This window comes from Borrelia parkeri (assembly GCF_023035815.1).
In the GTDB taxonomy this organism is placed as follows: domain Bacteria; phylum Spirochaetota; class Spirochaetia; order Borreliales; family Borreliaceae; genus Borrelia; species Borrelia parkeri.
In genome coordinates this window covers 429,255-449,814 of the sequence record NZ_CP073159.1, presented here as the reverse complement: position 1 = coordinate 449,814, position 20,560 = coordinate 429,255, and the positions used below count along the sequence as shown (strand labels likewise).

The window sequence follows — 20,560 nt, the reverse complement described above, 5'->3', positions numbered from 1 at the left end:
ATAAAAATAAATATTTTTTTATATGGACATATAAAAACCAAGTACTTTTATTAAAATATAGGGTACTTTGAGAATAATTAATTTATGAATTTATGTGAAATTTTTCCTTATGAATTAAATTCACGAAAATTGTAGTAATAAATATTATTTATTATTTTTATGCAGTAGTAAGTTTAATGCATGTTAGGTAAGCTGTATTTTAAATTTTAAGGAGATTATGTGTTATATATTGTGGGAACACCTATAGGTAATTTAGGTGATATTACATATCGTGCAATTGATATTTTAAGATTAGTTGATGTTGTATTTGCTGAGGATACGAGAGTTGCTAAGAGACTTTTATCTCATTATGGTATAGTTAAAAAATTAATTTCTTGTAATTCTGTAATAGAGCATAAGAGAGTTGGTTTGTTATTAGAATACTTGTCTCATGGAAAAAGCGTAGCTTTCGTTAGTGATGCGGGAACTCCTTGTCTTAGTGATCCTGGTGGTTTGCTTGTTGATGCGGCATTTAAAAATGGGCATAAAGTTTTTCCTATTCCAGGTGTTAGTTCTTTGAATGCAGTTATTAGTGTAAATCCTTTTAAAGATAAAGTTATAGTATTTGAAGGATTTTTGCCAAACAAAGGAATTAAAAGGATAAAAAGGATTGAGGAACTTTATCATAGAGGTGATGCATTTGTTCTTCTTGAATCCAGTCATAGAATTTTGAAGTTATTATTTGAAATTTCTTTAGTAAATTTGGATGCTAATGTTCTTGTTGGTCGTGAGATGACAAAATTATATGAAGAATATAAAATTGGTAAACCTTTAGAACTTAAGAAATATTTTGAAGAGAATAACAAAAGTAAGGGAGAATTTACGGTTTTGGTTAGCAGGAAGTCTAAAAGTTAAAATTGTTTTAAAAGATGAAAAAAATGTATTAATGGGTATTATTGATTGTTTATAAATTATGATGAATCTGAAGTACCTTATGAAAGAGGTTATGATTATTCAAAAAATTTTTTCAAATATAGATTTAAGGACAGGTAAGAGTCTGATTTGTGTAATTTTATGTATAATTAATGTATTCTGGTGCTATGTATTTTGCAAATTGTGATAAATTTAGCGAGAGTATTTTGACTTTTAAGGAATTGGTTTAATAATTTTTACAGTGAGTTTAAGAACAATGATAAAGGTTTTAAAGATTTTTTTAATATTGAAAATTCAAGATGGGACATAAGTTTTAAAGACGGATTTATCGCTTGTCTAAATTAAGAGAGGTCTACCTATTGACGTTTTATGATAAAAAATAGAGATAAGGAAATTTATAAATGTTTAAATTGTGGGTATAAATCTTTAAAGTGGCTTGGGAAATGTCCTGAGTGCTTTAGTTGGGAAAGTTTAGAACTTTATTCTGAACTTAAATCAGGTTATGAGGGAGATTTAAGTAAATCAAAAAATGAAATCTTTTCTTTAAGAGATTTTAAACAGGTTGATAATGTTAGACATTTAACAGGTATTGAAGAATTTGATAGAGTTCTTGGTGCTGGCATTGTAATTGGTAGTGCAATTTTGATAGCAGGAGAGCCTGGCATTGGGAAATCAACTTTTTTACTTCAAATTTCTAGTATTCTTGCACTTGCTGACAAAAATGTGCTTTATCTTGCAGGTGAAGAATCAATTCCACAAATTAAATTAAGAGCAAATAGACTTAAAATTTCTTCTGATATATTGACAACTAATGAGATAAATGTTGATTCTTTAATCAAAATGCTTGCAAACATTGAACTTGACTTTATTGTTGTCGATTCTATTCAAACTTTGCATTCAAAAGAAGTTCAAGGCGGGCTTGGAGGGGTTGCTCAATTAAAGCATTGTGTTTATAAGCTTATAGAGTGGGCAAGAGGGAATAATATAACTTTATGTTTAGTGGGACATATTACGAAGGATGGTATTTTAGCAGGACCAAAAGTAATAGAGCATATGGTAGATTCTGTTTTTTATTTTGAAGAGGCAGAAAAATCGTTACGTATGCTTAGAGCTACTAAAAATAGGTTTGGCGCTATTAATGAAGTAGGTATTTTTGAAATGACGGGGTTGGGGCTTGTTGAGATTAAGGATCCCTCTTCTATTTTTTTGGAGAAAAAGGAAGAAATATCTTCAGGTATTGCTATTGGAATCATTAATGAGGGAAGTCGAGTTTTATTTGTTGAAATACAGGCTTTAATCACAAGGACAGGCATGAATATTCCTAGAATTTTTTCTGAAAAAATAGATTCTAAGAAAATATCAAGAATCTTAGCTGTTCTTAGTAAATATTTGAATCTCAGTTTTAATAATGATGATGTATATGTGAATGTTTCTGGGGGCCTTAGGATGGATGATATAGAAATTGAACTTGCTGTTTTGGTTGCATTATTTTCTGCCAAAACCAATATTATTATAAATCAAGATTTAATCTTTACAGGTGAAATTTCTCTTTCAGGGAAAATTAAGGCATCCTCTAATATTGAGAGTAAGGTTATTGCAGCTAAGAAAGCTGGATTTCAGCATGTTTTGGGAGCAAATTTAAGAGAGAATTATTATAATGGATATGAAGGTATAGAGAGTGTTTTAGGTGTTGTTAGGCGTTTAGTGCGAGATAGCAAAAGAGAAGGTCATGAAGACAGTCGGTTGAAAAATAGATAGAATAAAAAAATAAATGTTAAGTATTGACAAAGTGTAATGTATGTTATAAAGTAGTAAGAGTTGATATTAAGAATTGGAAGAAAAGAGAAGGGAAGAGTTAAGTAAGGTTTAAGAGCCAAATAAAATAAATAACCTGTTAATTTTAAAAGTAAAGAAATAAAAATAACGAAGAGTTTGATCCTGGCTTAGAACTAACGCTGGCAGTGCGTCTTAAGCATGCAAGTCAGACGGAATGTAGCAATACATTCAGTGGCGAACGGGTGAGTAACGCGTGGATAATCTACCTATGAGATGGGGATAACTATTAGAAATAGTAGCTAATACCGAATAAGGTCAATTGAGATGTTAATTGATGAAAGGAAGCCTTTAAAGCTTCGCTTGTAGATGAGTCTGCGTCTTATTAGCTAGTTGGTAGGGTAAGAGCCTACCAAGGCTATGATAAGTAACCGGCCTGAGAGGGTGAACGGTCACACTGGAACTGAGATACGGTCCAGACTCCTACGGGAGGCAGCAGCTAAGAATCTTCCGCAATGGGCGAAAGCCTGACGGAGCGACACTGCGTGAACGAAGAAGGTCGAAAGATTGTAAAGTTCTTTTATAAATGAGGAATAAGCTTTGTAGGAAATGACAAGGTGATGACGTTAATTTATGAATAAGCCCCGGCTAATTACGTGCCAGCAGCCGCGGTAATACGTAAGGGGCGAGCGTTGTTCGGGATTATTGGGCGTAAAGGGTGAGTAGGCGGATATGTAAGTCTATGCGTAAAATACCACAGCTCAACTGTGGAACTATGCTGGAAACTGCATGACTAGAGTCTGATAGGGGAAGTTAGAATTCCTGGTGTAAGGGTGGAATCTGTTGATATCAGGAAGAATACCAGAGGCGAAGGCGAACTTCTGGGTCAAGACTGACGCTGAGTCACGAAAGCGTAGGGAGCGAACAGGATTAGATACCCTGGTAGTCTACGCTGTAAACGATGCACACTTGGTGTTAATCGAAAGGTTAGTACCGAAGCTAACGTGTTAAGTGTGCCGCCTGGGGAGTATGCTCGCAAGAGTGAAACTCAAAGGAATTGACGGGGGCCCGCACAAGCGGTGGAGCATGTGGTTTAATTCGATGATACGCGAGGAACCTTACCAGGGCTTGACATATACAGGATGTAGTTAGAGATAACTATTCCCCGTTTGGGGTCTGTATACAGGTGCTGCATGGTTGTCGTCAGCTCGTGCTGTGAGGTGTTGGGTTAAGTCCCGCAACGAGCGCAACCCTTATTGTCTGTTACCAGCATGTAAAGATGGGGACTCAGACGAGACTGCCGGTGATAAGCCGGAGGAAGGTGGGGATGACGTCAAATCATCATGGCCCTTATGTCCTGGGCTACACACGTGCTACAATGGCCTGTACAAAGCGATGCGAAACAGTGATGTGAAGCAAAACGCATAAAGCAGGTCTCAGTCCAGATTGAAGTCTGAAACTCGACTTCATGAAGTTGGAATCGCTAGTAATCGTATATCAGAATGATACGGTGAATACGTTCTCGGGCCTTGTACACACCGCCCGTCACACCACCCGAGTTGAGGATACCCGAAGCTATTATTCTAACCCGCAAGGGAGGAAGGTATCTAAGGTATGTTTAGTGAGGGGGGTGAAGTCGTAACAAGGTAGCCGTACTGGAAAGTGTGGCTGGATCACCTCCTTTCTAAGAGAAAGAAATTATTATAAGGCAAATTATTATTTTAACTCTTCCTTTGTCTTTTCAGAGACTTTTTTGGGGGTTTAGCTCAGTTGGTTTAGAGCATCGGCTTTGCAAGCCGGGGGTCAAGGGTTCGAATCCCTTAACCTCCATTTGTTTATTGTAAAATTGAATAAATGGAGGTTATAGTTTTTAAAGAGCAACTTATGTTGTATCAATTGAAAGCTAGCTTCAAAAATTAAAAAAAATCCTATTAAAATTTTGATTTCCAGATAAAATATTTTTTTGTTTAATAATTTAATTAGAGTAAATTCTCATTTACAAGATAAGCAATATAAAAAATAAGGGTGTTACTTATTTATTTTATTTAAGTTATTTTAAAATTTTTTAGCTTGTAGGAAATAATTTTACTTTATGCAAATTTTAAGATATTTAATGTTCTTATTTGTTTTAAGTGAATAAATATAATATATGGTTTGATATTTCAGGTCATGGGTTTATATTACTTGTTGTCTTGATGGTTTTAGTGATAAATTTAAATAGACTTAACAGATTTTTATTGCATACGACAAGCTTGATTTCAGCTCAAAAATGTACCTTTAATTATTTTGTTGAGATTACTAAATGCTTAAGAGGGTTTGAGTTTGATCGATTGGGACCAGGAGGAGTTGAACCTCCGACCTCAGGTTTATCAGACCTGCGCTCTAACCACCTGAGCTATGATCCCTTAAATATTCTTACCCTTTAAGATTCTATTTAACTTTGTTGTATTTGTCAATATATAGTTTTTTTTTCATGATAGTTGTTTGTTATTTGCAATTTTTATTTAATGTTTTTTTCAATTGTAATAATTTTTGAATTTGATTTTTGTTTTGGTTTAGAATTGTACTGATGGATAGAGAATTTTTTATGCAAGATGCTGTTATTGTGGCTAAGTCTTTGCTTGGACACTTGCTTGTTAGGAAAATAGGTGACAAAGAAATTATTTCAAGAATTGTTGAGACGGAAGCTTATATGGGTGTAATGGACAAAGCTTGTCATGCTTATGGGGGAAGAAAGACAAGTCGTACCAGTGCTATGTATAATATTGGGGGATATGCTTATGTTTATATGATTTATGGCATGTATTATATGTTAAACGTTGTGGCATCTAATGAACATAATCCTCATGCTGTTTTAATAAGAGGTGTTGAGCCTATTTCACCAAAAGTTGATGGGATATTTACTAATGGACCTGGCAAGCTTGCTAAGTTTTTAAATATAGATTTAAAATTTAATAAAGTTGATCTTATTAATAATGGTGAACTTTTTTTAAAAAGAGGTTTATCTTTTAATTTTGAAGTGTCATGCTCAAGGAGAATAAATGTTGATTATGCAGGTGAGGAGTATGCGAATAAACTTTGGCGATTTTACATAAGGGGCAATAAATATGTTTCTAAATATTAATTTTCCTTATTTTTTTCAAGAATAGGATCGATTATTTCTGTAATAAAATTTTCAACTTGATATGAGGCAAAACCTATATTTTCATTTGGATTTAAGATTTCATCTATGTCTTTAGATGTTAATTTAAAACTTTGGTCATTAAGTATTAGTTTAATTAAGTCGTTATCAGTTGTTCCTGAATAAAGATTTTCCTTTACTTGCATTGAATAAATTCTTATCTTTTCATGTAATATTTGTCTATCACCTCCATTTTTTGTTGCTTTCATCAATATGTCTTCTGTTAATATAAATGGCATTTCTGTTTTAACGTGTTTTTCAATCATTTTTTTATTTACTCTGATATTATTAAATACTTTATTTAGTAGTATTAAGGTAGCATCAGCAGCTAAGAATGCTTGAGGAATATTGAGCCTTTTGCATGCTGAATCATCTAGAGTTCTCTCAAGCCATTGAGTTGCTGCTATAAAACCACCACTTGATTGTAGGCTCATTATAAACTTGGCAAGAGAAGCTATTCTTTCGCTGTAGATAGGATTTCTTTTGTAAGGCATTGCGGATGAACCTATTTGGTGTTTTTCAAAATGTTCTTCAATTTCTTTAAGATGTTGCATGAATCTGATATCATTAGTAATCTTATGTGCACTTTGAGCTAGGTTGCTTAAAAAATTTAATATTGATGAATCAAATTTGCGATCATAAGTTTGACTAGTTATTTTATAAACTTTGTCAAATCCCATTTTTTTTGCAAGATTGATATCTAGATCTTTTACCCTTGCAAAGTTAGACGCAAACAATTCTTTAAAGCTACTTTGATTTCCAACCGTTCCCTTTACTCCTCTAAAGCACATGTTGGACATAATGAACTTAAGTTCTTCAAAGTCAAAAATTAGACTTTGAAGCCATAAGCTACTTCTTTTTCCAAGAGTTGTTAATTGTGCTTCTTGTAGATGTGTATATGCAAGTGTTATCAGGTTTTTATGCTTGATTGAGAATTTTTTTAAAGTGTTAATTAGTTTTATCAGTTTATTCTCAATGAGCAATAAAGCTTCTTTGATTTGGACTAAGTCTGTGTTATCCATTAAATATGCACTTGTGACACCAAGATGTAGAATTTTTCTAGCATCATCACCAGCCAAGTCGGCATAAGCATAAAGATGTGCCATAACTTCATGTTGGAATTTTGATTCATATTTTTCTACAAGTTCGAAATCAATGTTTTCTATGTGTTTGGATAGTTTATTGAGTTGTTTATTACTAATGTTGATTCCCAATTCTTTTTGCACTAAAGCTAAGTTGTACCACAACTTTCTCCATGTGGTGTACTTGAATTTTGGTGAAAAAATGTAAAGCATTTCTTTGCTTGCATATCTTGATTTTAACGGGTTTATATATTTATCCACTTTTGATTCCTAAAAATGGTTTTTTCTCTTTCTGCTCCAAGAGATAAAATTGAAATTTGTACCCCTACTTCTCTTTCTATAAATTCAATGTACTCTTTAGCTTCAATAGGCAAATCTTCGTAATGGTTAATATTTCTAATATTTTGTTTAAATCCTTTAAAGACTTTGTATACAGGTTTAACATTCTCAAGTATTTCACAAGAAGTAGGTATATAGTCATATATTTTGCCTTTAAATTCATAAGCTGTGCAAATCTTAAGCTCTTCAATGTCATTTAGTATGTCTAATTTAGTTAGGGCTAAATGGTTTAGTTCGTTAAGGCTTATCGATTTTTTTATTGTTAAGAGATCAAGCCAACCAATTCTTCTTGGTCTGTTTGTTGTTGAGCCATATTCTTGTCCCTTTTCTCTAATTTTATCCCCAATAGGACCTAAAATTTCAGTTACAAACGGTCCTGAACCAACTCTTGATGAGAATGCTTTTACTATACCAATTTTTTCCTTGATTTTTGAGATAGGAATACCACATCCTGTTGTTGCTGTGATTAATGTATTGCTTGATGTGACAAATGGAAATGTTCCATGTTCAATGTCAAGCATTGTGCCTTGAGCACCTTCTATTAAGATAATTTTTCCTGAATTTATGGCCTGATTTAATATTTCTTCTGTATTTGTGATTGCAGATTGGAGCATTGATATACATTTTTTATATTTACTTAAAATATCATCATAATTAAAAGGTTTATGGTTGTATATTTTTTCTATAATTTCATTTTTTTCATCTAAATTTATTTTTAATTTTCTTTCAAAAATTTCAATGTCAAGTAAGTCAACAGCTCTTATGCCTGTTCTGTTAATTTTATCAGCATAGCAAGGACCAATTCCTCGTTTTGTAGTTCCGATTTTGTAAACACCCTTTTTTTGTTCATTAAGCTCGTCAAGTTTAATGTGGTAAGGCATTATTATATGCGCTTTATCACTTATAAATATTTCTGTCTTTATGTTATTATGCTTGAGAGCTTCAAGTTCTTTAATTAAAATTAAGGGATCAATTACTACACCAGGTCCAAGTATACATTTTGCTCCTTGCAAAACACCTGATGGTAGTAAATTAAAGATGAATTTTTTATTATTGACAACAATTGTATGCCCGGCGTTATTTCCTCCGTTAAACCTTACAACATAATCTATTTTTGATGAGAGAAAGTCTATAATTTTTCCCTTCCCCTCATCACCCCATTGAGTTCCAATAACTGCATAAATTGACATTTATATCTCCTATTTACTTATTTTTGCTACATTCTTTAAAGTTCTGTGTTGTTCATTAAAGTCAATGCCATATCCAACTATGAAATCATTTTCAATTTCAAATCCCGTATAGTCTATCTTTAATTCTATTAATCTTCTAGATGGTTTGTTAAAAAGAGTACAAATTTTAATCTCTTTAGGATTTTTGGTTTTTAAGTGCGCAACGATTTTTTCGTATGTTAGTCCAGTATCTATGATATCATCAAAGATGATTACGTAACTATTTTGTATATTAATATCGATATCTTTTTTTATTAGTACATTTAATGAAGAGAGAGTTTTATTTTTATAACTTGATGCTTGAAGGAAATCTATTTTTACGTTTAATCCAATTTCTCTTGTAATATCTGCAAAAAATATAAAAGAGCCTTTAAGAAGTGATATAAAAACCACATTGTTTTTATCTTCATAATAGTTTCTAATCTTTTGCGCTAGCTCTTTAATTTTGCTTTTTATTTTTTCTTCTGTGAATAAAGTTGAAATTTTATCACTCATTCAGCTTTACATTTAACTCTCTCTTCAACTTTTAACATTAATTATTATATTTTTTTTATTAATTTAATTCAAGTTAGAAATTATAAGTCATGAGTTTAATGTGATATCATTTATTTAAAAAGAGGATATTATAATGAATGCCAATTATGAAAAGTATAAGATGTTGGTTTTTGATCTTGATGGGACATTGCTTAATAACAATCATGAAATTGCGCCATTGACTCTTAAAGTACTTTTAAGATTAAAGAATGATTTTCATATAATTATTGCTACTGGTAGGAGATTATATGAAATTAAGGACGTTTTAATGCAACTTAAAGATGTGAAAATTGATGAGAGTTATATTGTAACGGCTAATGGTGCTGAGATATTTTTAAAAAATAATCTGATTTTGAGATATAAGATTAATTATGATGTAGTAAGAGAACTTCTTAAAGTAAAGCGCGGGGATATTGATATTAATCTTTATACTCTTAATGATTGGTATTCTGATAGAGAGATTAGAAGTCCAATTATGAATTATTTTATTGAAAATTTAGGAATACAACCTATTATTACTGATTTATCTGAACTTGAGATAGATTCTTGTTCTAAAATAGTTTATTATTCTCATGATTTTTCTAAGCTTGAAGACTTTGCAAATAAAATCAGAGATAAAAATTTTAAAGATATAAGTATATTTTATTCTGCTAATGATCTTTTGGAAATTACAAATATTGAGGCTAGTAAATATAATGCTATTAAAAGTATTGCTTTATTTGAATGTATTTCTATTGATGCTATTTTAGCATTTGGAGATAATAGCAATGATTATGAGATGTTAAAAAATGCTGGAAAAGGTATTCTCATGAAAAATGCAAACAAGTTTGTTAAGAATAATTTATCAAACAACGAGGTTACAAAATTCAATAATGATGAAGATGGAGTTGCAAAGTTTTTAATTGAGTTTTTTAATCTTGACATTCAATTTTAAGTAATCTTTTTCTTATTTTTTATCTAAATTATTTGTGTTTTTAATATTTGCTCTACTTTGTTTAAGATAAATATTTTATTTACTTATTTTCCTGAATTATGTGTTTTTAATGGGCATTTTGTGTGTAAATTGTATGATTCTTTTTTGTATCAACAATTAATCTGGTATTTTTTTTGTGTCCTTTAATTATTAAAAAAATTATTTAATAAAAAGTGTAATAATGGTATTGACATAGTAAAGTGAAAAGTATATATTATTCTATGTTGTATAAACGATTGGCAAGTTAGAGATGGAAGATAAAAATATGGTCAAAGTAATAAAGAGTCTATGGTGAATGCCTAGGAGCTTTAAGGCGAAGAAGGTCGTGGTAAGCTGCGAAAAGCTTGGGGGAGAAGCAAACATTTTATGATCCCAAGGTTACCGAATGGAGTAATCCAATTAGCTAGATGCTAATTATTTACTGCTTATGTAGTAAAGGCTATACCAGGGGAAGTGAACCATCTAAGTACCCTGAGGAAAAGAAATCAAAGAGATTCCCTAAGTAGTGGCGAACGAAAGGGGAGTAGCCTAAACTTTAAATGTGTCAAGCTGCAGAGCGTTGCATTTAGAGGGTTGTAGGACGCTTGGAGCTTAGTCTGCAATAAGCTGAGAAGTTACAAAATGTTTATATAGAAGAATAACTTGGAAAAGTTAGCCAAAGAAGGTGATAGCCCTGTAATTTAAATATAAATATCTTCTTAAAGATGTTCCTAAGTAGGACGGGACACGAGAAACCTTGTCTGAATCTGGGGAGACCACTCTCCAAGGCTAAATACTATAAAGCTACCGATAGTGAAGAGTACCGTGAGGGAAAGGTGAAAAGAACCCCGGGAGGGGAGTGAAATAGAACTGAAACCGTAGACTTACAAGCAGTCAAAGCCATGATTATTCATGGTGATGGCGTGCCTTTTGCATAATGAACCTGCGAGTTATCATGTCTAGCAAGGTTAAGGCATTGTAGTGCTGGAGCCTGAGCGAAAGCGAGTCTTAAACGGGCGATTTAGTTAGATGTGGTAGACCCGAAGCCGAGTGATCTATTTATGGCCAGGCTGAAGCTTGGGTAAAACCAAGTGGAGGGCCGAACCCTAGTCTGTTTAAAAAGGCAGGGATGAGCTGTGAATAGGAGTGAAAGGCTAAACAAACTCGGATATAGCTGGTTCTCCTCGAAATGGATTTAAGTTCAGCCTTATTTTAGTGCAATAGAGGTAGAGCACTAATTGAGCTAGGGCCTGTCAAAGGGTACCAAACTCAGTTAAACTCCGAATGCTATTGTATGATGAATAGGAGTGAGACTATGGGCGATAAGGTCCATAGTCGAGAGGGAAACAACCCAGACCAACAGCTAAGGTCTCAGAAATGTGTTAAGTGGAAAAGGAGGTTTAGGTACGTAAACATCCAGGAGGTTGGCTTAGAAGCAGCCATACCTTTAAAGAGTGCGTAATAGCTCACTGGTCGAGTACTTAAGCGCCGATAATGTAACGGGGCTAAACACATTACCGAAGCTTTGGATTCTAATTTACGTTAGAATGGTAGAGGAGCGTTCTGTAAGCCTGAGAAGTTAAACTGAGAAGTTTGATGGAGGTATCAGAAGTGAGAATGCAGGTATGAGTAACGAAAAAATGGGTGAGATCCCCATTCGCCGAAAACCTAAGGTTTCCTGGGTGAAGGTCGTCTTCCCAGGGTTAGTCGGCCCCTAAGGCAAAGCTGAAAAGTGAAGTCGATGGGAAACGGGTTAATATTCCCGTACCTCTTATAGTTTCGATTGGAGTGACGCATGAGGTTAACTACTGCTAGGCGATGGTAGTCCTAGTTTAAGCATTAAGGTGTTGATTTTAGTAGGAAAATCCGCTAAAAGAGCTGAGATGTGATGATGAGTGTTGTTTAGGCAACATGAAATGTAGGTAGTCAAGGTGCCAAGAAATAACTTCTAAGGTTAGGCTATAAGGGACCGTACCGCAAACCGACACAGGTAGGTGGGATGAAAATTCTAAGGCGCGCGAGAGAATCCACGTTAAGGAACTCTGCAAAATACATACGTAACTTCGGGATAAGTATGACCTAAGAGATTAGGTAGCATAAAAATGGTCCGAACGACTGTTTACCAAAAACACAGGTCTCTGCAAATCTGTAAAGAGAAGTATAGGGACTGACACCTGCCCGGTGCTGGAAGGTTAAGAGGAGATGTTAGTGTAAAAGCGAGGCATTGAATTTAAGCCCCAGTAAACGGCGGCCGTAACTATAACGGTCCTAAGGTAGCGAAATTCCTTGTCGGGTAAGTTCCGACCCGCACGAATGGTGTAACGATTTGGACGCTGTCTCAACGTGGAGCTCGGTGAAATTGAAGTATCGGTGAAGATGCCGATTACTTGTGGTTAGACGGAAAGACCCCGTGAACCTTTACTATAGCTTGGTATTGAGGTTTGATTAAATATGTGTAGGATAGGTGGGAGACTTTGAAGCTATCTCGTTAGGGATAGTGGAGTCGCACTTGAAATACCACCCTTGTTTAATTAAGTTTCTAACTCATAGTGATATGAGGAGAGTGCCAGGTGGGTAGTTTGACTGGGGCGGTCGCCTCCCAAAGAGTAACGGAGGTGCGCAAAGGTTACCTTAGAGTGGTTGGAAATCACTCTGTAAGTGTAAAGGCATAAGGTAGCTTAACTGTGAGACTGACAAGTCGAGCAGATACGAAAGTAGGTCTTAGTGATCTGGCGGTAGCGAGTGGAAGCGCCGTCACTTAACGAATAAAAGGTACTCCGGGGATAACAGGCTTATCCTTCCCAAGAGTTCACATCGACGGAAGGGTTTGGCACCTCGATGTCGGCTCATCGCATCCTAGGGCTGGAGCAGGTCCTAAGGGTATGGCTGTTCGCCATTTAAAGCGGTACGCGAGCTGGGTTCAGAACGTCGTGAGACAGTTTGGTCCCTATCTGCCACAAGCGTTGGATATTTGAGAGGAGCTATCTCTAGTACGAGAGGACCGAGATGGACGAACCTCTAGTGTACCAGTTATCCTGCCAAGGGTAAGTGCTGGGTAGCTACGTTCGGAAGGGATAACCGCTGAAAGCATCTAAGTGGGAAGCCTTCCTCAAGATGAGATATCCTATTAGGGTCCTGGGAGAATACCAGGTTGATAGGTTAGAAGTGTAAGTATAGTAATATATTAAGCTGACTAATACTAATTACCCAAATCTTTGACCATATTTTTGTCTTCCTTATATACCCTGGTGATTGAAGAAAAGAGGAAACACCTGTTATCATTCCGAACACAGAAGTTAAGCTCTTATTCGCTGATGGTACTGCGAGTTCGCGGGAGAGTAGGTTGTTGCCAGGGTTTTTTTGTTTGCATTTTGATATATTTAATATGTATTAGATATATATTATGAATTATGCGTGGTTTGAGTTTATTTTTGTTTTTATTTTTTGTCTCTCATGTCAGTTTACCCGCTAAAGAAACCTTGAAATTTAAACTTGTAGATCAATATTATCCGCTTTATTATAAAAATCAAGAAAATAAGATGGTTGGTATGATTTTTTATCTTCTAGACAAGTGGGCACAAGATAATGATTATGACATTAGTATAGAAGCTATTGATTATTTTAATAAAGATAAAATTGAAGATGATGTAGTTTATTTGGGATTAACTTATAATTCAGACTTAAATGCATACCTTTATTTTAAAAATGAGATTGGCAAATGTGTAACCACATTGATTTATGATTCAGAAAAAGAGCAAAAACCTTCCAATTTATTTTTTTCAAATGAATTACGTGTAGGTGTTGTAAAGAATACTATATATGAAGATATTTTAAGATTTCATGGTCATAATGATAATGTTTTTTTATTTCCAGATACTGAAAAATTACTCTTGGCATTAAGAGATAATAAGATTGATTTAGTATATGGGAGTTATAAGTCATTATCTTGTGTATGGTATAGTTCTTTTTATCCATCTTTTATGAAAGTTTTTAATTCTGAGTATTTTTATAGTTTTGGCATAAGAGCTGCTATTAGCAAGAATGCTGTTAGTCAACTAAGAGATTTAAATATTGATCTTTTAAGTTATATGCAATCTCTCTCTAGAGAGGAATATGCTTCTTTTAAAGAATTTGATTTTTTATTTAAGCTGGATGTTGGAATATATAATGATTATCCTCCTTTGAGTTTTATTAATTCTAAAGGTCAATTTGCAGGAATTTTAGTTGATTTGTGGAATACTCTTGCTAAAGAATATGGTTTTTCAGTTAAATTTGTAGGATTTCCAAAGGAGAGCATTAAAGTAGGCTTGGATGATAAGGATGTGTCTGTTTGGGGTGGAATTATTGAAGATGATAATATTTTAACTTCTAAAAAGTATAAAGCAACTGCTCCCATATGTTCACTTAATTTTAATTTGTATTTTACAAATGCTAAAAATAGTAATAGAGTCATAAATTCACAAGTTATTGATTTAAGTTTAAATGATATTCAATTAGATAAAAACACAGACATAGTAAATAATTTTTTAGATATAGTCAATCATTCATATGGATTTGTAGAAAATTCAATTACCGTAAGTTATTTATTAAGATTGCACGGATATAATAATATATTGAAATTGCAGGATTCAAGTTTAAGTAAAGATAAATTTTTGGTATTAGCTGCTAATAATGAGAGATTGCAATTATTTGCATATATGCTTAATGCGTTAACAGAAAACATTTTATTCGATACTTTGTTACAAATAGGTAAAAATTGGCTTGGGCAAGATGAAATTGAAGATTATCACAATAATTTTTATGAGCATATAAATAGCAGTAACTTTAATATTGAGGAAAAAATTTGGTTACAAAACAATAAGAGGTTAACCCTTGCTGTTAAAGATTGGTATCCTATTGATTATTTTAATTCTGGTCGTTATAAAGGAGTCAATGAGTGGTTAATTAAGAAAATAAAAAGATTGACAGATTTGGATTTCAATATTATAAGTGTGCATGAGAGAGATATTGAAGAATTAATGAAATTAGGGAAAATAGATATATTGTCTGCTAATTTAGATGATGTGAATTCAGATTATATTTTTAACATCAAAGCAGTATCAGGAATTCCACTACATCTTTTTTCAAATAAAACTAGACTATTTACTTCTAGGTCGTTTGATAGTATTGCGGTGCTTAAGTTTTTGTATACCAAAAAATTGAAAACCAAAATAGGAACACAACTGGTGCAAGTGGATAGCTTTACAGACGCTTTGGATCTTCTCTATAGGGGCAAGGTTAGTGGGATTGTTAGCGATGAATATACTGCTACTATTAATTTTGAAGACTTAAATATTAGGGATATTAAGAAAATTTTTACTGTTCCGAATCTAACATTTGATTTAAATATTGCAGTTAATAACCAAGATTATATTTTAAGAAGAATTATACAAAAAATTTTATTTTGTACAAATATTAATAATAAATTATATTTTGATGATTGGGTATTCAACGTTCATGAAAGTTTTAAGGACCTAAGGCTAAAAAAGTCTGGTATAGCAGTATTAACCATTGGTATGTTTGTTTTTACTATTTTTATGTTTTGCCTATTTAATTTGTGGAAGGAGATAGGATTTAGGAAAAAAATGTATTCTTCTGCAATTAGTGAGAAAAAGTTTATTGAGGATGCTATTGCTGCCAAAACTATTTTTTTAGCAAGTATGAGCCATGATATTCGTACCCCCATTAATGGCATAATAGCAGCTACTGAGCTTTTGGAGAATACTGATCTTTTAGGTGTGCAAAAAGAGTATGTGCAAATGATAAATTATTCATCTATCTCATTACTCTCTTTAATTGATGAAATATTGTATATCTCTAAAATAGATATGAATGAGATCTATATTGAAAATAATGAAATAGATTTGGAGTATGAAATTGAATGTGTTTTGAAAGGTTTTCAGTCGCAAAGTGCAAAACAAAATATTGATTTGATTTTTTATTCAAAATCAGATTTAGAAAATTACTTAATAGGGGATAGAGCTAGACTTAAGAGGGTACTGATTAATTTAATAGGAAATTCTTTTAAATTTACTACAGATGGAATCATAGTTTTAAACTATGAGATGATCTGCAGTACAGAAGATAATGATGGTAATAAAATAATTACTATTGAGTTTAAAGTAACTGATACTGGTCAAGGAATTAAGAAAAGTAATATACCGGTAATATTTGGGTTATTTAGACAAGGCAATGATTCTGATTCAAAGAAGTATGAAGGAAGCGGTCTTGGACTTGCAATATCTAGGAAGCTTGTTAGTTTAATGGGTGGTCCTGGTATCTCAGTTGAGAGTGAGGTAGGCAAGGGAACAACTTTTTCGTTTATGTTGCCTTTTGTTTTAGGTCATAAGATTAAAGATAAAGAAGTAAATAAATTGGAATTAGTAACGAATAAAAAGATTTTAAGCTTATTTTTAAGTAAAAAGACCGTTGAGGTATTAAGAGACATAAGTAAGATATTTGATTATAAGGATAATATACATTATTTTTATTCTTATGAGCATGCTTATAAGGCGTTTTATAGGTATCCTTATTATAATTTTGTTTTTATAAATGTCGACGATTTTGGTTTACAAGAAGGTCTTAAGTTTGCTGAGAAGATTGAAATTTTAAATTCTAATGCAAGAATAGTTTTTGTGTTTTATTATTTAAAGAGTGATGAGATCATTGATTTTAAATATGAATACATGCAAAAACCTTTTAAAAGGTGGGATTTTTATTCTGATTGGATTAGAAATGGTGCAATTGTAGATGTTCCAATAATAAATGAGTCTAGTACTCTTAAGCTTAAAAATAATATTGGTATTTTAATAGCTGAGGATAATGAAATTAATCAAAAGATTTTAAAAAATATTTTGATTGTTATAGGCGTCAGAGAAAATTCTATTGATATTGTGGATGATGGTGTTAAGGCTATTGAATTTTTAAAAACTAATAAATATGATATGGCTTTTATTGATATAAGAATGCCAAATTGTGACGGATTTACTGTTTCTAAAGAAATACGCAAATTTGAAAGCCAAAACAACTTAAATCCATGTGTATTAATAGCTGTTACTGCACATGCATTAAGAGAATATAAAGATAGGTGTTTAGAAAATGGAATGAATGATTATCTTGCAAAACCGATACACATTAGTTCGATTAAGTATATATTAAAAAAATATTTGCATATTGAGGTTGAAGATAATAAAATTATAGCAGATAAGACATTCGATGGGTTTTCTAATTTACCAAATTTAGATATTAATAATGCTTTAAGAGATTTAAATATCTCATATGATATGTATGTTGATTTGTGCAGGGGATTTGTTGACATGAGCGATAATTTGATACGTGATTTGGATGAGGCTTTTAATTTAAATAATATAAGATTAGTAAAAGAATTAGCACATTCAATAGCCGGAGCTCTTGGTAATATGCGTAGTAACTTATTTGGGAATTTTAAACAGATTGAGATAAATACAGGTTCAATACATGAATTAAAAATATTGTATTCTGAGGCGCGTAAGGGTTTGATTGTACTTATTAAGAACATAAGGGAGCAGATTTTAGATGTTATCGAAACTTATGATCAGGAAAAATTAAAATTTAAAAGCAATGATGAATTTTTGAATCTTATGCAAAAGCTTTTAAATGGCATAGAAGATAGAAATCCAAAAGAATATAAGGAAGTGCTTGAGGTGCTTAAAAGATATAGTTTGGATGACAATAATATTATATTATTTGATTCTCTTATTAAATATTTAAGAGTATATAATTTCAAAGAGAGCGCTAATATTGTTAAACGTATGATGAATCTTAGATAAGATAGGGAAGTCATGACTAAAAGTATGATTTTGGATAATTTTGAGGAAATTTCAGTTGAACCTCAAAAATTGCTACTTGTGGATGATACACCCACAAATTTAGATCTATTAATAGATATATTGCAACATAAGTATGAGATTAGGGTTGCATTAAATGGGTTTGATGCTTTAAAACAGGTTGAGATTGCTAGTCCTGATTTGATCCTTCTTGATGTATTGCTTCCAGATGTTAGCGGTTATGAGGTTTGCAAAAGGCTTAAAAATGATCCTGAGACTAAAGATATTCCTGTAATCTTTATCAGTTCAAGCGATTCTACCGATGCTCAACTTGAAGGATTTAGTGTCGGTGGGGTGGATTATATTTTAAAACCTTTTAATGGCAGGATAATTGATGCAAGAATTAAAACCCATCTTGAACTTAAAAGACTTAGGGACTATTTTAAAAATCTTGCAAGAATTGATGGTCTAACTCAAATTCCTAATAGAAGGTTTTTTACAGATAAGTTTGCTAAGTCTTGGATGCAAGCTTTGGAGCATAAAAATAATGTCATTGTGGGAATGTTAGATATTGATTATTTTAAAAAATATAATGATAACTATGGACATACCAATGGTGATGAATGTCTTAGGTTGATTGCAAAGAGTTTGAATAAAATTGCCATTAAATATAAGATAGATATTGCTCGTTATGGTGGTGAGGAATTTATTTTATTTTCTGTAAATAAGAGTTTGAACGAAGTGATTAAGATTGTTAGTATTTTAATTGAAGATATTAGGAATTTAGAAATAATTCATGAGTACAGTAATATTTCTAATTTTGTTACAGTTTCAATTGGTCTTGCTGAACAAATTCCTTATGATTCCAATTTCACCAATATTATTAAACTTGCTGATGACAAATTATATGAAGCTAAGATCTCTGGTCGCAATCAATGTAAATATTAAAGTTAGATCTTATAAGTTAAAGAAAATCCAATAGAATCGTAGTAAATATATGAATTATTTGTACTTATTCTTTTTGAGATATCGGCCATTCCCATTGTGTTTACTGTGTAAATAGGTGCTGTTGAGAATTTGAATTGCATGTCTAGTGTTAAATTTTCTATGATTTCAATTTTTGAAATAAGGGAGAAATTGTGATAAAAGAAATCACTGCCCCATCCTTGATTTTGTGTTGTACTTACGTCTCTTGCATGTCCAATGTATGTTTGGCCTTCGTATAACAGTCCAATTATATTAAGAGGTATTGGCATTTTGTAAGCTAGGAGTGCATAAGGGTTTATTGTAAATCCATTTATATTTTTACCTTCATCAGCTTTATATTTCCAAAGTTGATTGTCCTTAGCATGTGGATTTTTTATATGAAGAATATTATTTCCAACTACTGTAATAATGTGAGTCCAGTCTCCACCAAACACAGCATTTAGATCAAATTGTAGCCTACCTCCCATTGTTATCTCAGAATAAAATTCAGGTTTACTTGAGTATCGTCCATTGCCCACGTGTATACCAATACCCTTAAATCCAAATCCTTGCCAACCTATTCCAATTTCAATTCCTGTATATAGATTAATAAATGCAATGGGAGTGAAACCGATTTTTCCTTTAAGTAGTGCAACAACAGGTGAGAGTCCGATGTTAAAATCAACATCTATTCCAGTGTTTTGAAGTAAAAGTGAATGTGGATCGGGATTTTTTAAGATTTTAAAAAATTTATAGTAACCCAAATTTGATATTAGTTTGATACTTCCCCAAGAACTAGGTGAAATCTGATTGTTTGGTGATACTGATTTAAATTGAGGGGGTATGAAGCTTGGAGAAAATTTGCTTCCTGAAGTTCCTAGTGTATGTGGTGGATAATAAGCCATTTGAGAGTTAACATAAAAATATCCTATTTCATCTTGATTTTCTTTTGAATAGATTAAGATAGTCTGTAAAAATATCAATACCATGAATAATTTTTTTATCATATAAATTCTTTCTTCCTTAAAATACTTTCTCACATTATACCTTATTTTTTTTAAAAATCTAAATTATTTATGAATTATTGTCATTATTATTTTAAGTTAATATTTTTTAATACTTTGATATTATTTCTATTAAGCTTTTTTCTACTCCATCAATATCCTTTGATGCATTTATATTATTAAGCCTGTTGCTTTTTGAGTAAAAATCTATTAGAGGTTTTGTCTGTAAATGATATTCTTGAAGTCTGATTTTTAAAGACTCTTCTACGTCATCTTTTCGTTGGTAAAGGGTTCCTTTGCAAAGATCACAAATGCCCTTTTCTTTTGTAGGAAGTGTATATATGTTAAATATTCCGCCGCAGGATTGGCATATTCTTCTTCCAGAAAGCCTTTTTATTAGTATCGCTTCATCAAGTAAAAAGTTTATTATTTGAATATTTTGCAAGAACGTATCTAGAGCTTTAGCTTGATTGATGTTTCTAGGAAATCCATCAAGAATAAAATTATCCTTATTTGCAAGGGTATTGATTTTATCTTCAACAATTTTGATTGTAATTGAGTCAGGTACTAATTGTCCATTTTCAACTATTTGTTTGATTTCCTTACCAAGAGGTGTAGAATTTGATATGTTTGCTCTAAATAGGTCTCCTGTTGAAATATGATAGTAATTTAGTTTGCCTGATAAGATCTTGGCAATTGTGCCTTTTCCAGAACCCGGAGGTCCTAAAAAAACAAGTTTCATAA

At 32.3% G+C, this 20,560-nt stretch carries 11 protein-coding genes, 2 tRNA genes and 3 rRNA genes; 10 read left to right on the top strand and 6 right to left on the bottom strand.

Annotated elements, in window-relative coordinates; all coding sequences use genetic code 11:
• The first annotated feature begins 219 nt into the window (after positions 1 to 219).
• From rsmI to bpSLO_RS02100, 4 genes are all read left to right on the top strand, one after another.
• Positions 220 to 894: a 16S rRNA (cytidine(1402)-2'-O)-methyltransferase gene (gene rsmI / locus bpSLO_RS02115; protein ID WP_025407410.1), complete on the top strand. Its 675-nt coding sequence runs from the start codon at positions 220 to 222 to the stop codon at positions 892 to 894.
• A 387-nt stretch (positions 895 to 1,281) separates the two neighbouring features.
• Positions 1,282 to 2,670 carry a DNA repair protein RadA gene (radA, locus tag bpSLO_RS02110; RefSeq protein ID WP_025407411.1) on the top strand — a complete coding sequence of 463 codons (1,389 nt, stop codon included), beginning with the start codon at positions 1,282 to 1,284 and terminating at the stop codon, positions 2,668 to 2,670.
• A gap of 162 nt (positions 2,671 to 2,832) precedes the next feature.
• Positions 2,833 to 4,369 (top strand): 16S ribosomal RNA (locus tag bpSLO_RS02105).
• A gap of 71 nt (positions 4,370 to 4,440) precedes the next feature.
• A tRNA-Ala gene (locus bpSLO_RS02100) sits at positions 4,441 to 4,515 on the top strand.
• 501 nt (positions 4,516 to 5,016) lie between these two features.
• Here bpSLO_RS02100 and bpSLO_RS02095 read toward each other — a convergent pair.
• Positions 5,017 to 5,090 (bottom strand) — tRNA-Ile (locus bpSLO_RS02095).
• Positions 5,091 to 5,254: 164 nt separating this feature from the next.
• On the opposite strand from bpSLO_RS02095, the gene bpSLO_RS02090 reads away from it, so the two are divergent.
• Entirely contained in the window at positions 5,255 to 5,809 is a 555-nt protein-coding gene (locus bpSLO_RS02090) for a DNA-3-methyladenine glycosylase (RefSeq protein ID WP_025375441.1), read from the top strand.
• Here bpSLO_RS02090 and purB read toward each other — a convergent pair.
• Genes purB through hpt form a run of 3 tightly spaced genes read right to left on the bottom strand, consistent with a single transcriptional unit; the run spans position 5,806 to position 9,011 of the window.
• Positions 5,806 to 7,209 (bottom strand): adenylosuccinate lyase, encoded by a 1,404-nt coding sequence (gene purB / locus bpSLO_RS02085; RefSeq protein WP_025407412.1) that lies wholly within the window; start codon positions 7,207 to 7,209, stop codon positions 5,806 to 5,808. The genes bpSLO_RS02090 and purB overlap by 4 nt on opposite strands.
• Positions 7,194 to 8,477 (bottom strand): adenylosuccinate synthase, encoded by a 1,284-nt coding sequence (locus bpSLO_RS02080; RefSeq protein ID WP_025375439.1) that lies wholly within the window; start codon positions 8,475 to 8,477, stop codon positions 7,194 to 7,196. The genes purB and bpSLO_RS02080 overlap by 16 nt, the downstream gene beginning before the upstream one ends.
• 9 nt (positions 8,478 to 8,486) lie before the next feature.
• On the bottom strand, positions 8,487 to 9,011 hold the full coding sequence (gene hpt, locus bpSLO_RS02075; protein ID WP_025407413.1) for a hypoxanthine phosphoribosyltransferase: 525 nt from the start codon (positions 9,009 to 9,011) through the stop codon (positions 8,487 to 8,489).
• Between the two features lie 133 nt (positions 9,012 to 9,144).
• Between hpt and bpSLO_RS02070 the strand changes: the two genes are divergently transcribed.
• The 5 genes from bpSLO_RS02070 (at position 9,145) to bpSLO_RS02050 (ending at position 18,794) form a co-directional block, all read left to right on the top strand.
• On the top strand, positions 9,145 to 9,984 hold the full coding sequence (locus tag bpSLO_RS02070) for a Cof-type HAD-IIB family hydrolase (RefSeq protein ID WP_025375437.1): 840 nt from the start codon (positions 9,145 to 9,147) through the stop codon (positions 9,982 to 9,984).
• A 306-nt stretch (positions 9,985 to 10,290) separates the two neighbouring features.
• Positions 10,291 to 13,225 (top strand): 23S ribosomal RNA (locus bpSLO_RS02065).
• A 21-nt stretch (positions 13,226 to 13,246) separates the two neighbouring features.
• Positions 13,247 to 13,357 (top strand): 5S ribosomal RNA (gene rrf / locus bpSLO_RS02060).
• A 55-nt stretch (positions 13,358 to 13,412) separates the two neighbouring features.
• Positions 13,413 to 17,849: an ATP-binding protein gene (locus bpSLO_RS02055; RefSeq protein WP_025407414.1), complete on the top strand. Its 4,437-nt coding sequence runs from the start codon at positions 13,413 to 13,415 to the stop codon at positions 17,847 to 17,849.
• Positions 17,850 to 17,861: 12 nt separating this feature from the next.
• The gene (locus bpSLO_RS02050; RefSeq protein WP_081719337.1) at positions 17,862 to 18,794 is read left to right on the top strand and encodes a GGDEF domain-containing response regulator; all 933 of its coding nucleotides are present in this window, start codon (positions 17,862 to 17,864) and stop codon (positions 18,792 to 18,794) included.
• Between the two features lie 2 nt (positions 18,795 to 18,796).
• On the opposite strand, the gene bpSLO_RS02045 is transcribed toward bpSLO_RS02050, so the two are convergent.
• Both bpSLO_RS02045 and bpSLO_RS02040 read right to left on the bottom strand, forming a co-directional pair.
• Positions 18,797 to 19,819: a hypothetical protein gene (locus bpSLO_RS02045; protein WP_025375434.1), complete on the bottom strand. Its 1,023-nt coding sequence runs from the start codon at positions 19,817 to 19,819 to the stop codon at positions 18,797 to 18,799.
• A gap of 106 nt (positions 19,820 to 19,925) precedes the next feature.
• Entirely contained in the window at positions 19,926 to 20,558 is a 633-nt protein-coding gene (locus bpSLO_RS02040) for an adenylate kinase (RefSeq protein ID WP_025375433.1), read from the bottom strand.
• Positions 20,559 to 20,560: the final 2 nt, after the last annotated feature.